The organism is Laceyella sacchari (genome assembly GCF_024927925.1).
GTDB classification, from domain to species: Bacteria; Bacillota; Bacilli; order Thermoactinomycetales; family Thermoactinomycetaceae; genus Laceyella; species Laceyella sacchari.
The window spans coordinates 2,102,063-2,118,039 of sequence record NZ_CP103866.1; the positions used below are offsets into that span (position 1 = coordinate 2,102,063).

At 50.8% G+C, this 15,977-nt stretch carries 17 protein-coding genes; 5 read left to right on the forward strand and 12 right to left on the reverse strand.

Annotation, left to right across the window (positions count from 1 at the left end; translation table 11 throughout):
- Nucleotides 1-69: 69 nt before the first annotated feature.
- The 9 genes from codY to NYR52_RS10320 form a co-directional block, all read right to left on the reverse strand.
- On the reverse strand, nucleotides 70-837 hold the full coding sequence (codY, locus tag NYR52_RS10280; protein ID WP_259435585.1) for a GTP-sensing pleiotropic transcriptional regulator CodY: 768 nt from the start codon (nucleotides 835-837) through the stop codon (nucleotides 70-72).
- Between the two features lie 17 nt (nucleotides 838-854).
- Complete coding sequence (gene hslU / locus NYR52_RS10285) at nucleotides 855-2,261, reverse strand: ATP-dependent protease ATPase subunit HslU (RefSeq protein WP_211341922.1); 1,407 nt, start codon at nucleotides 2,259-2,261, stop codon at nucleotides 855-857.
- Between the two features lies 1 nt (nucleotide 2,262).
- Nucleotides 2,263-2,802, reverse strand: coding sequence for an ATP-dependent protease subunit HslV (hslV, locus tag NYR52_RS10290; RefSeq protein ID WP_132222089.1), 540 nt, complete (start codon nucleotides 2,800-2,802; stop codon nucleotides 2,263-2,265).
- Between the two features lie 313 nt (nucleotides 2,803-3,115).
- Nucleotides 3,116-4,432, reverse strand: a complete 1,317-nt coding sequence (gene trmFO, locus NYR52_RS10295; RefSeq protein ID WP_132222091.1) for an FADH(2)-oxidizing methylenetetrahydrofolate--tRNA-(uracil(54)-C(5))-methyltransferase TrmFO — start codon at nucleotides 4,430-4,432, stop codon at nucleotides 3,116-3,118.
- Between the two features lie 15 nt (nucleotides 4,433-4,447).
- On the reverse strand, nucleotides 4,448-6,523 hold the full coding sequence (gene topA / locus NYR52_RS10300) for a type I DNA topoisomerase (protein WP_132222093.1): 2,076 nt from the start codon (nucleotides 6,521-6,523) through the stop codon (nucleotides 4,448-4,450).
- A 125-nt stretch (nucleotides 6,524-6,648) separates the two neighbouring features.
- Entirely contained in the window at nucleotides 6,649-7,740 is a 1,092-nt protein-coding gene (gene dprA / locus NYR52_RS10305; RefSeq protein WP_132222095.1) for a DNA-processing protein DprA, read from the reverse strand.
- 64 nt (nucleotides 7,741-7,804) lie between these two features.
- Entirely contained in the window at nucleotides 7,805-8,710 is a 906-nt protein-coding gene (gene sucD / locus NYR52_RS10310; protein WP_022736271.1) for a succinate--CoA ligase subunit alpha, read from the reverse strand.
- A 38-nt stretch (nucleotides 8,711-8,748) separates the two neighbouring features.
- Nucleotides 8,749-9,909 (reverse strand): ADP-forming succinate--CoA ligase subunit beta, encoded by a 1,161-nt coding sequence (sucC, locus tag NYR52_RS10315; protein ID WP_102993850.1) that lies wholly within the window; start codon nucleotides 9,907-9,909, stop codon nucleotides 8,749-8,751.
- A gap of 251 nt (nucleotides 9,910-10,160) precedes the next feature.
- Nucleotides 10,161-10,292 (reverse strand): hypothetical protein, encoded by a 132-nt coding sequence (locus NYR52_RS10320; RefSeq protein WP_259435586.1) that lies wholly within the window; start codon nucleotides 10,290-10,292, stop codon nucleotides 10,161-10,163.
- A 237-nt stretch (nucleotides 10,293-10,529) separates the two neighbouring features.
- On the opposite strand from NYR52_RS10320, the gene NYR52_RS10325 reads away from it, so the two are divergent.
- On the forward strand, nucleotides 10,530-11,000 hold the full coding sequence (locus NYR52_RS10325; RefSeq protein WP_259435587.1) for a cupredoxin domain-containing protein: 471 nt from the start codon (nucleotides 10,530-10,532) through the stop codon (nucleotides 10,998-11,000).
- Nucleotides 11,001-11,056: 56 nt separating this feature from the next.
- On the opposite strand, the gene NYR52_RS10330 is transcribed toward NYR52_RS10325, so the two are convergent.
- Nucleotides 11,057-12,001, reverse strand: coding sequence for a tyrosinase family protein (locus NYR52_RS10330; protein WP_132222099.1), 945 nt, complete (start codon nucleotides 11,999-12,001; stop codon nucleotides 11,057-11,059).
- A 307-nt stretch (nucleotides 12,002-12,308) separates the two neighbouring features.
- Here NYR52_RS10330 and NYR52_RS10335 point away from each other — a divergent pair, with 307 nt between their 5' ends.
- A complete protein-coding gene (locus tag NYR52_RS10335) occupies nucleotides 12,309-12,731 on the forward strand; it encodes a hypothetical protein (protein ID WP_132222101.1) in 423 nt (140 codons plus the stop codon).
- A gap of 202 nt (nucleotides 12,732-12,933) precedes the next feature.
- On the opposite strand, the gene NYR52_RS10340 is transcribed toward NYR52_RS10335, so the two are convergent.
- On the reverse strand, nucleotides 12,934-14,481 hold the full coding sequence (locus tag NYR52_RS10340; RefSeq protein WP_132222103.1) for a long-chain-fatty-acid--CoA ligase: 1,548 nt from the start codon (nucleotides 14,479-14,481) through the stop codon (nucleotides 12,934-12,936).
- A 223-nt stretch (nucleotides 14,482-14,704) separates the two neighbouring features.
- Between NYR52_RS10340 and NYR52_RS10345 the strand changes: the two genes are divergently transcribed.
- A complete protein-coding gene (locus tag NYR52_RS10345; protein WP_259435588.1) occupies nucleotides 14,705-14,929 on the forward strand; it encodes a hypothetical protein in 225 nt (74 codons plus the stop codon).
- Nucleotides 14,930-15,031: 102 nt separating this feature from the next.
- Here NYR52_RS10345 and NYR52_RS10350 read toward each other — a convergent pair whose 3' ends face one another.
- Nucleotides 15,032-15,166 (reverse strand): hypothetical protein, encoded by a 135-nt coding sequence (locus NYR52_RS10350; RefSeq protein ID WP_259435589.1) that lies wholly within the window; start codon nucleotides 15,164-15,166, stop codon nucleotides 15,032-15,034.
- 122 nt (nucleotides 15,167-15,288) lie between these two features.
- Here NYR52_RS10350 and NYR52_RS10355 point away from each other — a divergent pair, with 122 nt between their 5' ends.
- Nucleotides 15,289-15,675: a hypothetical protein gene (locus tag NYR52_RS10355; protein WP_259435590.1), complete on the forward strand. Its 387-nt coding sequence runs from the start codon at nucleotides 15,289-15,291 to the stop codon at nucleotides 15,673-15,675.
- Nucleotides 15,676-15,695: 20 nt separating this feature from the next.
- Nucleotides 15,696-15,911, forward strand: coding sequence for a hypothetical protein (locus NYR52_RS10360; RefSeq protein ID WP_054095706.1), 216 nt, complete (start codon nucleotides 15,696-15,698; stop codon nucleotides 15,909-15,911).
- The last annotated feature ends 66 nt before the right edge of the window (nucleotides 15,912-15,977 follow it).

Below are 15,977 nucleotides of genomic sequence, written 5' to 3' on the forward strand. Positions count from 1 at the left end.
GTGTGTGTTCGCACCATTCAAGAATATACCATATCCCTATTCGGCTACGCAAGTTGTAATCGCGATTTGTTAAGAACTGCGTAGTTTTTCCAATGCCGGCGATAGATGGTCGTTTAAAATCTTGATGTGCGTCCCTTTCATGCCCAGTGAACGGGATTCGATAACACCCGCACTTTCCAGCTTCCGCAAGGCGTTAACGATAACCGAGCGGGTGATTCCGGCCCGATCCGCAATGCGGCTGGCGACCAGCAACCCTTCTTTGCCGTCCATCTCTTCAAAAATCTCCTCGACCGCCTCAAGTTCGCTGAAGGACAAAGAGTCGATCGCCAATTGCACCATGGCCCGGCACCGTGCGTCTCCCGCCGCTTTCTCCGCTTTTTGGCGGAAAATCTCCATGCCGACGACAGTCGCCGCCACTTCCGCCAACACCAGATCATCATGGACAAACGGATTACCCAGGCGCGCGAGCAACAATGTACCCAGCCGCTCACCCCCTCCTTGGATGGGAACAATGGTGAAATAAGGGGAAAGCGGCGCCGGGTTGGCAAAATGTAATTCGCCCAGCGACTCAATATTGGCATTCGTTTCTGAGAATCCGAGCAATTGGGCGTTGATTTCGGCAGTAATCTTTTCACCCGCATTCATATTTTCAAGCTCTACTCCGGTTCCCGACACAGGACTTCCACATCCCAATATTTTCCCTTTGCGGCTGATCACATAGATGTTGCATGCGATCACCTCGCTCATGATGCGGGACATCTCCATAAAGCTGACCGCCCGTCCCTCTGCCTGTTGCAACAAGCGATTGATTCGCCTCGACTTGGACAGGAGATGCATCGCCCTCATTCTCCTCTCTATAAGATGTATTGACTCAAATCGCGATCCTCGGCAATATCCTGCAGGCGCTGTTTGACATATTGCGGCGTGATCGTAATTTCGCCCATTCTGATCTCAGGAGCCTCAAACGACAATTCTTCCAGGAGGCATTCCAGAATGGTGTGCAACCGCCGCGCTCCGATGTTTTCCGTGGAACGGTTCACTTCAGCGGCCAAGCGGGCCAATTCCTGAATGGCTTCAGGAGTGAATGTCACCTGAATCCCTTCGGTTTCTAACAAAGCCGTGTATTGTTTGATCAAAGCACTTTTCGGCTCAGTCAGAATGCGAACAAAGTCGTCGGCGGTCAAGTCATCCAGTTCAACCCGAATAGGGAACCGTCCTTGCAATTCGGGAATGAGATCGGAAGGTTTGGACACGTGGAAAGCCCCGGCAGCAATGAACAAGATATGGTCGGTTTTGACCGGGCCGTATTTGGTCATCACTGTAGAGCCTTCTACGATAGGCAGAATGTCCCGCTGAACCCCTTCTCGGGAAACATCCGGTCCGTGCCGGTCTTTGCCAGCGATTTTGTCAATCTCGTCAAGGAAGATGATGCCGGATTGTTCAACGCGCTCGATCGCGTCTTGGGTCACCATGTCCATGTCGATCAGCTTCTGGCCTTCCTGTTGAATCAAGACTTCGCGCGCGTCTTTCACTTTCAAACGGCGGCGCTTCTTTTTCTTAGGCATAAATTGCCCCAACATCTCTTGCATGTTCATGCCCATCTGGTCGATGCCCATGCCTTGAAACATATCCATCATGGGGGCTTGCTCTTCTACCTCAATTTCGATGATCTGTTCTTCCAACTCACCCCTTGCCAGTTTCTCCCTCATCTGTTGCCGCTCACTGCGGATGCGCGCTTGCTCACTGGGATCTTGCGCCTGGCTAGATGATCCGCTATTTTGCTGGAAAAGTAGCTCCAATGGATTTTTAAAGGCAGACGCCGCTTTTTTCTCCGGTACCAATATTTCGACAATTCGTTCATCCGCCAATTGTCGCGCCTGCTCTTTTACACTTTCCAATTTCTCCTGTTTTACCATACGAATACCTGTTTCAACCAGATCGCGCACCATTGATTCTACGTCGCGCCCTACATAGCCCACTTCGGTGAACTTGGTCGCCTCCAATTTGACGAACGGCGCTCCAACAAGCTTGGCCAAGCGGCGGGCAATCTCCGTTTTCCCGACACCTGTTGGACCGATCATCAAAATGTTTTTGGGCATCACTTCCTCTTTCAGGTCATCGGGCAAGAGCGAACGACGGTAACGGTTACGAAGCGCGATGGCCACTGCCCGTTTCGCTTTATCCTGGCCCACGATGTATTTATCCAATTCCGCCACAATTTGTCGTGGAGTCCATTTTTGTTGGGGATTCAATAGCGTCATGTCAAATCTCCTCCACAATGATTTGGTCATTGGTAAAGACACACACTTCACTGGCAATGCTGAGTGCGGCATATGCGATTTCCCGCGCTGTCAGATCAGGAGCATACCGTTTTAACGCCCTCCCGGCGGACAATGCATAGCTCCCGCCTGATCCGATGGCCAACACTTCGTCATCGGGTTCGATCACTTCCCCCGTCCCCGAGATGAGAAGCAATTGCTCACGGTTCAGTACGATCATCATCGCCTCCAATTGGCGCAACATTTTATCCGTCCGCCACTCTTTAGCCAGCTCGACAGCGGCACGGGCCAGATTGCCGTGAAACTCCTCCAGCTTGGCTTCAAACTTCTCAAATAGGGTGATGGCGTCGGCAACAGAGCCGGCAAATCCGGCCAACACTTGCCCTTTATACAAACGGCGCACTTTTTTAGCACCGTGCTTCATGATCATTTGATTGCCAAAAGTCACTTGCCCGTCTCCAGCAATGGCGGCCTCTCCTTTATGCCTCACCGCAAAAATCGTGGTGGCGTGGAATTGACCCATATCGTGATTTCCTCCTCTTTGGTACGTCAGATTCAGCATAATCCGTGCGCCAATCCAGCTTGAAGGAGGGGTAAGATAACGGCAAGCCCATATCTATGATTTCAGTCGATGACACGAAAGGCGGCGGGCCTCTCCCTGAGAGCTGAAGGTGTCATACTCCTGCTAAGCTTCAGGTTGCCCGCTCTCCTCCTTTTGTTTGGCAATCAACTTGCTTACAGGCTTCCAGCCGCTTTCTCTTTCACCCACAGGTCATTGGTCTCATCCCAATCCTGTCGAATCTTGCGCTCCTTCTGCTACCCTCAGTGGCCGTCGATCAGCAATCGGCCACCTGGCGAGCAAACACTGCAATTTCTTCCAGCGCTCGCTCTGCATATTTTTCCGCACGTTCTTTTTTACCCCGAATCCGCACAGGCAACTCCTCAAATAATCCAAAATTGGCATTCATCGGTTGGAAATGTTTGGGATCGGCTGTGGTAATATAGTGTGCCAAGCTGCCAATAGCCGTCGTTTTGGGCGGTACAGTCAATTCCTGCCCTTGTACCAACCGGGCGGCATTGATCCCCGCAATCAACCCCGCGGCGGCCGATTCCACATACCCTTCCACTCCCGTCATCTGTCCCGCAAAAAACAAGTCTTCACGTTCGCGGAATTGGTACGTCGGCTTCAACAGTTTGGGGGAATTGATAAATGTGTTGCGGTGCATGACGCCATACCGGACAATCTCGGCATTTTCCAAACCAGGGATTAATTGAATCACTTCTTTCTGCGGTCCCCACTTCAAATGGGTTTGGAAACCGACGATGTTAAACAAGGTACCCGCACTGTTGTCCTGGCGCAACTGGACGACGGCGTAAGGCCGTTTCCCCGTTCGCGGATCGATCAATCCGACCGGTTTCATCGTGCCGAAAAGCAGTGTTTTCTTACCCCGCTTGGCCAACACCTCAATCGGCATGCATCCCTCGAAGTATATCTCTTTTTCAAATTCCTTCAACGGGGCTGTCTCGGCCGAGACAAGCGCTTCATAAAAGCGGTCAAATTCCTCTTCGGTCATCGGACAATTCAAATAGGCTGCTTCCCCTTTGTCATAGCGGGACGCCACAAACACTTTCTCCATGTCGATGCTCTCTTTTTCTACAATCGGAGCAGCGGCATCATAAAAATACAGATACTCTTCCCCTGTCAGCTCCTTTAACCGTGCGGACAGCGACGCCGACGTCAGTGGCCCGGTCGCGATTACCACCGGCCCATCCGGAATGGTTTCCAGCTCTTCATTTACTACTTCCACAAGAGGATGATTGTGAAGCGTGTCGGTGATCTCTTGCGAAAAGCCTTCCCGGTCAACCGCCAGCGCCCCTCCCGCCGGAACAGCATGTTTATCCGCGGCGCGCATGATTAAGGAATCCAGGCGGCGCATCTCTTCCTTCAGAATACCGACTGCGTTGGTCAAGGTAGCGGCGCGCAGAGAATTGCTGCACACCAACTCAGCAAACTGGCCTCCGCGGTGGGCCGGCGTCATTTTGACAGGCCGCATTTCATACAGCTTGACGCGCACACCCCGTTCTGCCAACTGCCATGCGGCTTCACTGCCGGCAAGGCCAGCACCAACGACGGTCACAACTGGTTGTGTCATGGTTATCTTCTCTCCTTAGTCCTTCGTTTCTTCGTTGTAGTCACATGAGGTGCAACGAATCACCGTTCCCTTTTTCCCTCTTTTCTCCACCATCATCCCTTTGCACTTGGGGCAAGGGCGCGCGACCGGCGCATCCCATGAAACGAATTCACAGTCGGGGTATCGGTTGCAACCATAAAAGGTTCGTTGTTTTTTGCTTTTGCGTTCGACCACTTCACCTTGTTTGCATTCTGGGCACGTCACTCCGGTCGACTTGACGATGGCTTTGGTATTGCGGCATTCCGGAAACGCGGAGCAAGCCAAAAACTTGCCGAAACGGCCAAATTTGTACACCATCGGACTGCCGCATTTCTCACATACTTCATCGGAAACCTCATCTTCCAGCTCTACTTCTGCCATCTCTTTTTCAGCCGTCTGTAACCGCTTTTGAAACGGCTGGTAAAAGTGGTCTAGGACTTGAATCCAATCCGCTTTTCCCTCTTCCACTTGATCCAAGTCATCTTCCATATTCGCCGTGAATTTCACATCCAAAATCTCCGGGAAGAATTCTCCGATCAATTGGATCACAATCTCCCCCAACTCAGAGGGAACAAACCGTTTCTCTTTCAAAAACACATATCCACGCTTCTGGATCGTTTCCAACGTGGGCGCATAGGTACTAGGCCGCCCGATTCCTTTCTCTTCCAGCTCTTTCACCAAGCTCGCCTCGGAATAGCGCGGAGGCGGCTGGGTAAAGTGCTGTTTGGGGTCGATGCGTTTCCGTTTGAGGGTTTGCCCCTCAGTAAGCGGCGGCAACAACTGATCTTCTTCCTTTTTATTTTCGTCATTGCCCTCCACATACACTTTCATAAATCCGGCAAACTTCAGCTTCGACCCCGTGGCTCGGAACAAAGCGTCTCCCGCGCGGATATCTGCCGTAACCGAATCAAAAACCGCCGTTGCCATCTGTGAAGCAACAAACCGCTCCCAGATCAGTTTGTACAGTCGAAACTGATCCCGTGACAAATACTCTTTGATATCCGCCGGCTTTCGCAGGACAGATGTCGGTCGGATCGCTTCATGGGCGTCTTGCGCACCTGCTTTTTTCTTGTGCGTGCGTGGGGACGCCGGTAAATATTCTTTGCCATAAGTCTGTTCGATGTAAGCTTTCGCTTCAGCCTGGGCCGTCTCTGAGATGCGGGTAGAGTCGGTACGCATATATGTGATCAATCCGACTGTTCCCTCTTTGCCGAGATCGATCCCTTCATACAACTGTTGTGCGACGGCCATCGTTTTTTGGGCACGGAAGTTCAATTTGCGCGCCGCTTCCTGTTGCAACGTGCTAGTGATAAACGAGGGAGCAGGATTGCGTTTGCGTTCGCTCGTCTTGATTTCCTCGACGATAAAGCGCTTCCCTTTGATGTCAGCAAGCAGTTTATCTACTTCTTCCGCACTCTTCAATTCTGTTTTCTTATTGTGGTAACCGTGGAATTTCGCTTCCACCTCATCTTCGCCACTAGCCAAGACGGCCGTAACCGTCCAATATTCTTCAGGGACGAATTGCCGAATCTCCAACTCGCGATCCATGATTAACTTGACCGCAACGGATTGCACGCGCCCCGCGCTCAACCCTTTTTTCACCTTTTTCCACAAAATCGGGCTGATACCGTAGCCAACGAGCCGATCCAAGATACGACGCGCCTGTTGCGCATTGACTAAATCCATGTTGATCTTACGTGGATGTTTAAAAGCGTCCTTCACCGCTTGTTTGGTAATTTCGTTAAACACCACGCGGCATTCCTGATCGAGTGGCACGTCGAGAATATGCGCCAAATGCCAAGCAATCGCTTCCCCTTCGCGGTCAGGGTCGGCGGCCAGATACACGCGCTTCACTTTCTTTTTGGCCTGGCGCAACTCTTTCAAGACATCCCCTTTTCCCCGAACGGTAATGTACTTGGGTGTGAATTTATCTTCCACATTGACTCCCATTTGGCTCTTTGGCAAGTCGCGCACATGCCCCATCGAAGCCTTGACAATGTATTTGCTCCCTAAGTATTTTTTAATGGTTTTGGCTTTCGCGGGCGATTCGACAATAACCAGCGAATCGGCCATAAGATGGCCCTCCCCTCAACAGTATCGCCATGTATTCTACGGATGTTTTTTACACTCGTATTTGTAACAATACCAAATTTGATGTTCATTATTCAACTGAGAAAAGAATCACGCATCGGTCACAGCTATTTGCGAATGTACTGCCCTCCCGGCATGGAGGCGATCATACCCTTCAGTTCCAAACTTAGCAAGGACTGATGAATCTGACCAAATTCCCACTTCGTCCCCGACAAGCTCATGATCCGGTCAATCGACACGGGCCGATCAGGCGCCACTCGCTCCAGCAACCACTGTTCCGCTTCCGTCAAATCCGAAGAGGTGACCGTATCTTGTTGAACGGCTTGATTATACGCCACAAATGGAATTTCTTCCAATATATCTTCTACCGAACGCACGCATTTGGCTCCCTGTTGGATCAATTTTAGTGTCCCCTGGCTTTGCGTTGTTGTGATGGGGCCGGGCACAGCGAATACTTCCCGCCCTTGTTCCATGCTAAAATCGGCAGTGATCAACGATCCTGACCGCTCCGCAGCTTCCACTACCAACGTGCCCAGGGACAATCCGCTAATGATGCGGTTGCGCCGCGGAAATAAACCCGGGTGCGGTGGAGTCCCTGGAGGCATTTCGGAAACAACAAGCCCCCGGTTGGTCAATTCTTGATACAACGTCCGATGATTCTTGGGATAGATCACATCAATGCCCGCCCCCAGCACAGCAATCGTCCGCCCTGTTGATTTTAACACGGCGCGGTGTGCTTCCCCGTCGATGCCATTGGCCATCCCGCTGGTGACGACGAGCCCCTGTTCGGCCAGCGCTTGCGCCAACATACGCGTAACCCGCAATCCGTAAGGCGTGGGCTTACGAGTTCCCACCACGGCCACGCTCGGCTCCCCCAGCAAAGAACGGTCACCCTTACAAAATAATACCCACGGTGGTTGCGCGATTTCCGTCAGGTACAAAGGATATGCCTCATCAAAGCGAGTGATGACTTCGATCCCGTCCGCTGCCCATGCTTCTACCTGCTGGGACAGAGAATGGGCACAGGCTTTGGCCCGGTCGACCACCCGCTCGGCGACGCCCAACATCCGCAATATATTCAACATCTCGCCGACGCTGATGTGCGTTGGTTCCCCTGCAAGCCGCATAAACCGATCAACCGTCTGCCAACCGATCCCTTCCACTTGACTCAGTATGATACAACATTCACGTTTCTCCATACAAGTCACTTCCCCTCCAGGAAAAAAATAAGGGAACCCGGCGAGAGGTTCCCTTGGATCGTTGTTATTTACCTGTGGTGCAAGCGTCTAACAACCCTCGTTCTTTCAATACGTTCACCAATGTTTCGCCAATAACGGACGGAGTCGGTGCCACCGTCACACCGCAACGTTGCAGGGTGGCGATTTTCTCGGCTGCGGTACCTTTGCCGCCAGAGATGATTGCGCCGGCATGGCCCATCCGTTTTCCTGGAGGCGCGGTTTGACCGCCGATGAAACCAACAACCGGTTTGGTCATGTTCGCTTTAATCCATTCAGCTGCTTCCTCTTCAGCTGTGCCACCAATTTCCCCGATCATCACAACTGCTTTGGTCTCTGGATCAGCTTCAAAGGCCCGCAAGCAATCGATGAAATCGGTGCCATTGACAGGGTCGCCCCCGATGCCCACAGCGGTGGACTGGCCGATACCACGGGTGGACAATTGGTGAACCGCTTCGTAGGTCAGCGTTCCACTGCGCGAAACGATACCCACGTGGCCTGGTTGGTGGATATATCCTGGCATAATCCCAATTTTGCACTCGCCGGGGGTGATAACACCTGGACAGTTCGGACCGATGAGGCGTGTCTTCTTGCCTTCCATATACCGTTTCACTTTCACCATGTCCAGAACCGGAATCCCTTCTGTGATGCACACAACCAGATCCAACTCAGCGTCAACGGCCTCCATGATCGAATCGGCAGCAAACGCTGGCGGAACGTAAATAACGGAAGCGTTCGCTCCGGTCGCCGCCACTGCTTCTCTCACCGTGTTGAATACAGGTACGCCTTCAACCTCGGTGCCACCTTTGCCCGGGGTAACCCCGCCCACCACTTTGGTGCCGTACTCCAGCGCCTGTTTGGTATGGAACAAGCCGGTTGCTCCTGTAATCCCTTGCGTAATCACTTTCGTATCTTTGTTCACAAAAATGCTCACTTTATAAACCCACCTTTCTCGGGCGTCCCTATATTTCCTTATTTCACCAATTCCACAATTTTCTTCGCGCCGTCTTCCATGGAGTCAGCCGCCACAATATCCAGTCCGGACTCATTCAAGATCTTCTTGCCCAATTCAACATTGGTGCCTTCCAAGCGGACTACCAACGGGCGGTCCAAGCCGATTTGTTTCGCCGCGCCAACTACGCCGTTAGCGATGACGTCGCACTTCATAATTCCACCGAAAATATTGACGAAAATGCCTTTTACATTGGGGTCGGACAAAATGATCTTAAACGCTTCGCGCACTTTATCTTCGGTAGCGCCGCCGCCCACATCCAAGAAGTTGGCCGGTTCGCCGCCGACATGTTTGATGATATCCATGGTGGCCATGGCCAAGCCCGCACCATTAACCATGCAACCGATGTTGCCATCGAGCGCGATATAACTGAGATCGTATTTCGACGCTTCAATCTCTTTTGGATCTTCCTCATCCAAGTCGCGCATTTCCAAAATATCTTTGTGGCGGAAGAGCGCATTGGAGTCAAAATTCAATTTGGCGTCAAGCGCCATCACACGGCCGTCCGTGGTGGTGATGAGCGGGTTGATTTCCGCCAAGGAGCAATCATTCTCCACGAATGCTTGGTACAGAGCGAGCATAAATTTAACGGCTTGCTTGATTTTGTCCTTGGGGATATTGATGCTATAAGCCAAGCGGGTTGCTTGGAACGGCATCATACCTACAGCCGGATCAATCACTTCTTTGAAGATTTTTTCCGGGGTTTTTTCAGCCACTTCCTCAATTTCGGTGCCACCTTCTTCCGACGCCATCATCACGACGCGGTGGGTGGAGCGGTCAATTACCACGCCCACATAGTATTCCTTCTCAATCGGCAAACCTTCTTCAATCAGCAGACGCTTAACTTCTTTCCCTTCTGGGCCGGTTTGGTGCGTCACCAGTTTCTTACCGATCAATTCCGTAGCGTGCGCTTTCACTTCATCCAAGCTGCGCGCCAATTTGACACCGCCTGCTTTGCCCCGGCCACCAGCATGGATTTGAGCTTTAACCACCCACAGGTCTCCACCCAGGCGCTCTGCCGCTTCTACTGCCTCTTCCGGAGAGAAAGCAACATGGCCGTTCGGAACCACAACACCATATTTTTTCAGGATTTGCTTTCCTTGATACTCATGAACGTTCATTCCCGGATCCTCCAATCCATGGTCAATCATGGGCAAACGCGTCTCCATTCTATGTATCAGCACCCAGATTTCCTTGAATCCCCTTACAAAAAGGTGATCCCGAAATCGGGCTGAAAAAACTTCACCCGTTTAACCCATCTTGAAGTATAGCTCACACGTGTTTTTTTGCCAACCGCCGCTCTATTACGACAGCTCCAACCCCATCATAAAAAGAGAGGATTTCCAGCCAGAAACCCCCTCTTTCAACAAAATTACATCATCAATTGCACCGCGGTCGCTACAACAAAAATTCCCAAAAACAGAGCCGTAGCGACACCGGCGGAAACCATAAAATCAATAAATTCATTGTCTTGGTGGCTGGTATCTACGAACTTCTTTTCCATGACGTAACCTCCTTCACCATTCCACTATGTAGAGAATGGGCACATCTCGAACAATGGGAAAGAAGATTGAGCGTCGTCCCTCCCGCTTATCCCACCTGTCATTATAGCAAAAAACACAACATTTGCGAGTGGCAGAAACGTGCCTCTGTGTTATTTCCCCGAACAAAAAGGGATTATCATCCATAAGAAGGAATTATTAGGAAACCCTGGGTGCCGGCTCAGGATAGTGAGGTGAAAATGATGGGCACATCAACCCGTTGGCTCGTTCTTTCTATTGCAGGGGGGCTGATCCTCCTTGGCATCGCCTTGTTTCGCCCCGATTTTCTTTTTTATCAGGATTCCCCGGCTTCGGGCAAATCAACCGCCCGCGCCAATGCAAAGCAAGTTACGCGTGATATTCACGTGTTCACGGTGGAGCACGAAGCCAACCACGGTGGCAAAGAAGTGGAAGTGTATCGGTTTGACCCCGGGTTCATTACGGTGGTCAAAGGGGATAAAATCCGCTTACACATCCATGGATTCCATGGGAAAAAGCATCATTTCTCTATCCCCTCTTTCCAGGTGAACAGCGAGGTGGCCAAAGGGGAAGTGACCACGGTTGAGTTCATCCCTGACAAAGTGGGCACGTTTGAAATCATTTGCCATGACCATTTGAGTGCGCAACATGAAGGACCGATGATCGGCTACATTACTGTCGTGCCATCTTAACCACAAAAAGCCAAAATGTCGCGCTCGGTTGAGCGTGGACATTTTGGCTTTTTCCTCTATTGATAGCGATACCCCAATTTCTCCATATCCAACACCATCGCCGGCGTCACTTTCCGTCCCATGGACTTCCAAGGCTCCATCGCATCATGCAGGTTGTGGCCGCGCGGCCCGCGCTCCCCATTCATCCCCGCCGGTTGATATTTTTCTTTAGGATGGTTTGCTTGCCAAATAGCCCACAAACGGTCAATCATGGCGTGATGCAACCAAAAAATCGGATCATTGGGCGCACTCATCCAGGCCATGGACCCTCGCGCAGCCCCGCCGATCCAACGATGGACGATGTTGTGGATGTTCCCTTTCCCGTACCATCCCTCCAAGCGGTTGCAAAAGCTGGGTCGGACAGCTGGACTATCAGGTCTTAGCAAATTCAGCTTTGCTCGCCACGGGGGAACATAATATGGCGTTTCACGCAAGCAACTCTTTACTTCTGCGGCAGTGGGAAGGGAAATCGAACGCCCTCCCAAACCCACTCCCAATTGCCGACGCAAATAAGGCAACCGCGGTTCACCATATTCAAACAAGATCAACTTCCACCGCGGATAAGCAAATGGCCCCGTGGTCACGCGATAGTTTAACCGCGGGTCTCCAGTTCCTCCCATAAAATCGTCCGTCCACGGCCCCCGCGGATCATCCAAGCGTCGTTGTGCAGTCCAATCCCAATACGGAATGCTCACAGATGGGTCAATCTCTTGTAAATCCTTTTCCAACTGGTACAGCAAATAGCGGTGCCATGGGAGAAACGCCGGCCCGCTGTGTGCCCATCCCGGGTAAACAGCCGTCATGTTTTCCATCGACTTCAAATGGATATACACATAATCATCATACCGGCCCCATCTTGGGGAAATGCGGCCCGGTTTTTGCTTTAAGATTAACAAAGCCCGGACAAACCTGCGCTTTTCCTGTTTGCTCATATCTGCTACATTTTTGCGAATGGTGGTCATCGCTCATCCCATCCTTCAGTTTCGTTATCATATGGTATGAGCAGTTGGGCGAAACAGTGCATTTCCACTTACTGGGATTATTTGTTTGTTATACAAACTTGTCTATGTAAAAGATAATTCGGCGGCGACCCGTTCCCTTTTGCTATAATGGCATTGATTGAAACCCATCGTAATGAAGGAGGAAGATCATGTCTTGCCATTTATGAACAGATCTCCACATAATGACTCAGTTGGTACAGGTTCGGTTCCAACCCCCGGTCCATCAAGCCGAGTTTCCCAACAAGAATTTCTCCATGGAGGAACGCGTATGAATATCCGCTTTCAAACACCGCACCAATATGTGTTCATTCATCGCCATGTAAAGCACCTCTTGCTTCTGTGGAAAAAGGAACACAAACGAGATTTATACATTGTCGATGACGAAACCGAGTCCTCTCTGGTTTTGCGATATCCAGGCGACACCTATGCCGAAATGGTTCTACAAGAAGTGGAACCGATTTTTTTTCAGCGCTTGGAAACCGATGAAGAAGCCTTTCTCGCCATCCTGGCGGCGACCCTTGATTATGGCGGACGGTTGATGGCCATGTATGTCCATCCGGAACGGCCGCAATCCGATGTTTACTTTTTTGAGGTGCGGGATGAACAGATCGAGGAAATCGATGACGATGAATACCCCCGTATCATCCAAGCATTCATGGAGGAATATCCCGACTCGTTCGCCCAAGCGTAACTTTTGACAAGAAGATGCGTGAGATCCAGGGTATGTCTGGTGAAAGGGGCAGATCATTTGCTTCATGCGTGATGAGGATTAACCGGAATTTTTCTGCCGCTCTCTCCACGAACTGAACTTAATACATATACACCGGAGACAACGAATTTGTAATAAAAAATGGATCGCATGGCCGAGTAGGCTGTGCGATCCGCCGTCAGGTTCAGTCAGCCGGTTGGCTATACTGCTCCCGCAAAAGGCGTTTTAATATTTTCCCCGCTGCACTCTTGGGCAACTCTTCGACGAACGTCAAGCTTTTGGGCACTTTGAAACCAGCCAACCGCTCGCGGCAGAAATCCAACAATGTCTGCTCATCCACTTCCTGGTCCGCACGTTTGACCACCAACGCCTTCACCGCTTCCACCCAATCGGGGTCGGGTACCCCGATCACCGCCACTTCCAACACGGCCGGATGCTGGTAAAGCACCTGCTCTACCTCTATTGAGTAAACATTCTCCCCACCGGTTACGATCATATCCTTTTTACGGTCGACGACATAGAGGTAATGCTGTTCATCCCGATAAACCATATCTCCTGTATGATACCAACCATCCCTCAGCACAAGAGCCGTTTCTTCCGGTCTGTTCCAATACCCTTTCATCACATTGGGCCCGCGCACAATTAACTCCCCGACTTCTCCCACTCCAACTTCGCCACCGTGGTCATTGATGATTTTTGCCTCTACTCCCGTTACAACTTGCCCACATGAAGCAAGACGTTCCTCCACCTGATGATCTTCCGGCGGCAATGCCGTCACCACTGGTGCGGCTTCCGACATTCCGTATGCATGCGTGAATGAAAGATGCGGCCACACTTCCCGCGCTTTCTTCAACACTTCCACCGGCATTGCCGAACCGCCATAGATCAATTGTCGCAACGAAGAGCAATTGCGCTTTTCCACATCTGGGTGATTGATCAGGCGGTTGACCATGGTAGGAACCAGTAACGCCGAAGTCGGCTGAGCCTGCTCCACCCAATCTAAGAACAGATCAGGCTGAAAAGTACGAAGGATATGGTGTGTTCCTCCGACCAAAGTTAAAGCAAACGTGCAAGCTCCGTCAGCGAGATGGAACATAGGCGCCGCGTGGACATAACGGGTAAAGCGGTCAAAGCGAAACGTGAGCGCCGCATGGTAAGCGTTGCTCACCAAATTGCGATGCGTCAGCATCACCCCTTTGGATCGCCCGGTCGTGCCCCCTGTGTAAAAGATTCCCGCCACATCATCTTCTATCACTTCACCATAAGCGAGGGGCTGAGGGGAATACGGCCGCAGCAACTCTTCATAATCGATCATAAACCCGATCTTCTCTTCCTTTCGCTCTCCTTCAACTCTCACAAACAAACGCACTGACAGGACACGCATCACCATCCCGGCAACGATGGGAGAGAATTCCTGATGAAAAAAGAGAGCTTTCGGACTGGAATCGCGCAACTGCTCAACAATTTCCGCTGCCGTCAACCGATAATTGAGCGGAACGGCTATCGCTCCGATCGCAGTGACCGCATAAAATAATTCTAGATAACGAAAATCATTGAACATGAGAATCGCCACCCGATCCCCTTTCTCGATTCCTTCTTGCTTCAATGCTTGCTGCAACCGGCTGACTCTATCAGAAAACGCACGATAGGTGTGGGCGACTTTGCCGTCCACAACCGCCAATCGATCAGAAAAGTTTTGTGCAGAACGAAGCAATCCTTTGGTTAAAATCATCTGCACACCTCCATCTCGCTTAAACGTATGTCCTGATTAAATTATATCACAATATTCTAATAATTTTACTTTTTACCTTCTGCTTCTAAGTTTATTTCTGCCAAACATCACGCTATCAAGATAGTAAACTATTTTTCAAAACTCAATCACCATTCCGTAAACAAAGAATATATTGTATTAACATTAGAAATTGATAGCATAGCCATCAGGGAGGTGCCAGCAATTGACATCAGATAAGAAAACCTTGGATCAGGTCACCGTCGGTCTGGAGAAAATGATTAAATTAAAAGTTTACGATCTGTTGCTCAACAGTTTGGAAAATGACAAAGTTCCCGCTAAGTTACAACAATTGATGGCTTTGGCGGAAATCATAAAACCCGGTACAAAAGATGCAGTGAAGCAAGCACTGCGAAAGGAGAAGTTGAAATCAACAAAGAGAAAGGAGTGAAAGAGCGATGGAAGTCTACAAGCTAGTCTACGTTTCAAGCTGCCGCCGCAAAAAACGCAAAAGACCCTTGCTTTGCAGGCGTTGTCGATGGTTTCTCCTGCATTACGGCGCACTTCCCTTTGAAACCCGCCGGCGTCGCCGACGACGGCGTAAACTGTCCCGGCCAGCAACTTCTACCTCCAGCAATGTAAACAACTCAGCCAACATCGGGGCGGTAAGCGGACTAATCAACATCATTGTTCAGGTTCCTGTCAACACCGGCGATGCAACCACCTTAAACAACAGCGATCAAAACTCAACAACCAATGCCCTCTAACTCATCCCCAATCACGTTTCTCAGCCTTGAAAGGAGGTGAAACATGATGAGCAACCATTCCTACACCCCGGAACAATTGGAGGCGATCCGTTCCTTAATCGAAGAAGCAAACAGCAAACTCCCAGCAGCGCAACAATTAAAAGCACAACAAATTTCTGACTTGATCACGTTCATTCTCGGGCTTCCCGTTCAAGCTATCACCGCGGTGGCAGGTGTCGTCACAGGCGCGACTGGCATCCTGACTGGCGTCGTCGGCAGCTTGCTGGGTATCCTCGAACAGCTGATTGGCTTAATCACCGGCGGTGGGGCAGTTAATGGTGCAGCCGCTTCCATTCTGCAACAAGTTGCCCCCAACCTGGTGAATATCATCGAAAAGCAAATTCCGACCCCGCCGCAAGGGCAAAATGATTCAAATCCTGAACAAAAATAATTAAAAAGGAGTGAAAGACAATGGGTTGCTGCAGAAAAAAGAACTGTCTGATCGTCATTAAAAAACACAGACGTCGTCGCGCTGTGGGTGGCGCAAGAGCAAGGGTGAACAACGTGGCGCGCACGGGTGCACAAAGCGCCGGATTGATCAACCTGAACGTTCAAGTGCCGATCAACCTGGGAGATGCGCAAGCATTCAACAGAAGCTCCGGAAACTCCGTCTCCAACTTGCTGTAACGTCATTCAGCATAGGGGGGAACTCCTCCCCCCGTACATATCCAATTCCCCCATCCAACTGAAAGG

Excerpts from the sequence above, each read along its gene's own strand:
- NYR52_RS10355 (WP_259435590.1), top strand. The coding sequence starts at position 15,289 with ATGATGAGCAACCATTCCTACACCCCGGAACAATTGGAGGCGATCCGT.
- NYR52_RS10335 (WP_132222101.1), top strand. The coding sequence starts at position 12,309 with ATGAATATCCGCTTTCAAACACCGCACCAATATGTGTTCATTCATCGC.
- NYR52_RS10330 (WP_132222099.1), bottom strand. The coding sequence starts at position 12,001 with ATGACCACCATTCGCAAAAATGTAGCAGATATGAGCAAACAGGAAAAG.
- NYR52_RS10320 (WP_259435586.1), bottom strand. The coding sequence starts at position 10,292 with ATGGAAAAGAAGTTCGTAGATACCAGCCACCAAGACAATGAATTTATT.
- NYR52_RS10360 (WP_054095706.1), top strand. The coding sequence starts at position 15,696 with ATGGGTTGCTGCAGAAAAAAGAACTGTCTGATCGTCATTAAAAAACAC.
- hslU (WP_211341922.1), bottom strand. The coding sequence starts at position 2,261 with ATGACGCTATTGAATCCCCAACAAAAATGGACTCCACGACAAATTGTG.
- NYR52_RS10325 (WP_259435587.1), top strand. The coding sequence starts at position 10,530 with ATGATGGGCACATCAACCCGTTGGCTCGTTCTTTCTATTGCAGGGGGG.
- codY (WP_259435585.1), bottom strand. The coding sequence starts at position 837 with ATGCATCTCCTGTCCAAGTCGAGGCGAATCAATCGCTTGTTGCAACAG.
- NYR52_RS10340 (WP_132222103.1), bottom strand. The coding sequence starts at position 14,481 with ATGATTTTAACCAAAGGATTGCTTCGTTCTGCACAAAACTTTTCTGAT.
- NYR52_RS10350 (WP_259435589.1), bottom strand. The coding sequence starts at position 15,166 with ATGATGTTGATTAGTCCGCTTACCGCCCCGATGTTGGCTGAGTTGTTT.
- topA (WP_132222093.1), bottom strand. The coding sequence starts at position 6,523 with ATGGCCGATTCGCTGGTTATTGTCGAATCGCCCGCGAAAGCCAAAACC.
- dprA (WP_132222095.1), bottom strand. The coding sequence starts at position 7,740 with ATGGAGAAACGTGAATGTTGTATCATACTGAGTCAAGTGGAAGGGATC.
- trmFO (WP_132222091.1), bottom strand. The coding sequence starts at position 4,432 with ATGACACAACCAGTTGTGACCGTCGTTGGTGCTGGCCTTGCCGGCAGT.
- hslV (WP_132222089.1), bottom strand. The coding sequence starts at position 2,802 with ATGGGTCAATTCCACGCCACCACGATTTTTGCGGTGAGGCATAAAGGA.
- sucC (WP_102993850.1), bottom strand. The coding sequence starts at position 9,909 with ATGAACGTTCATGAGTATCAAGGAAAGCAAATCCTGAAAAAATATGGT.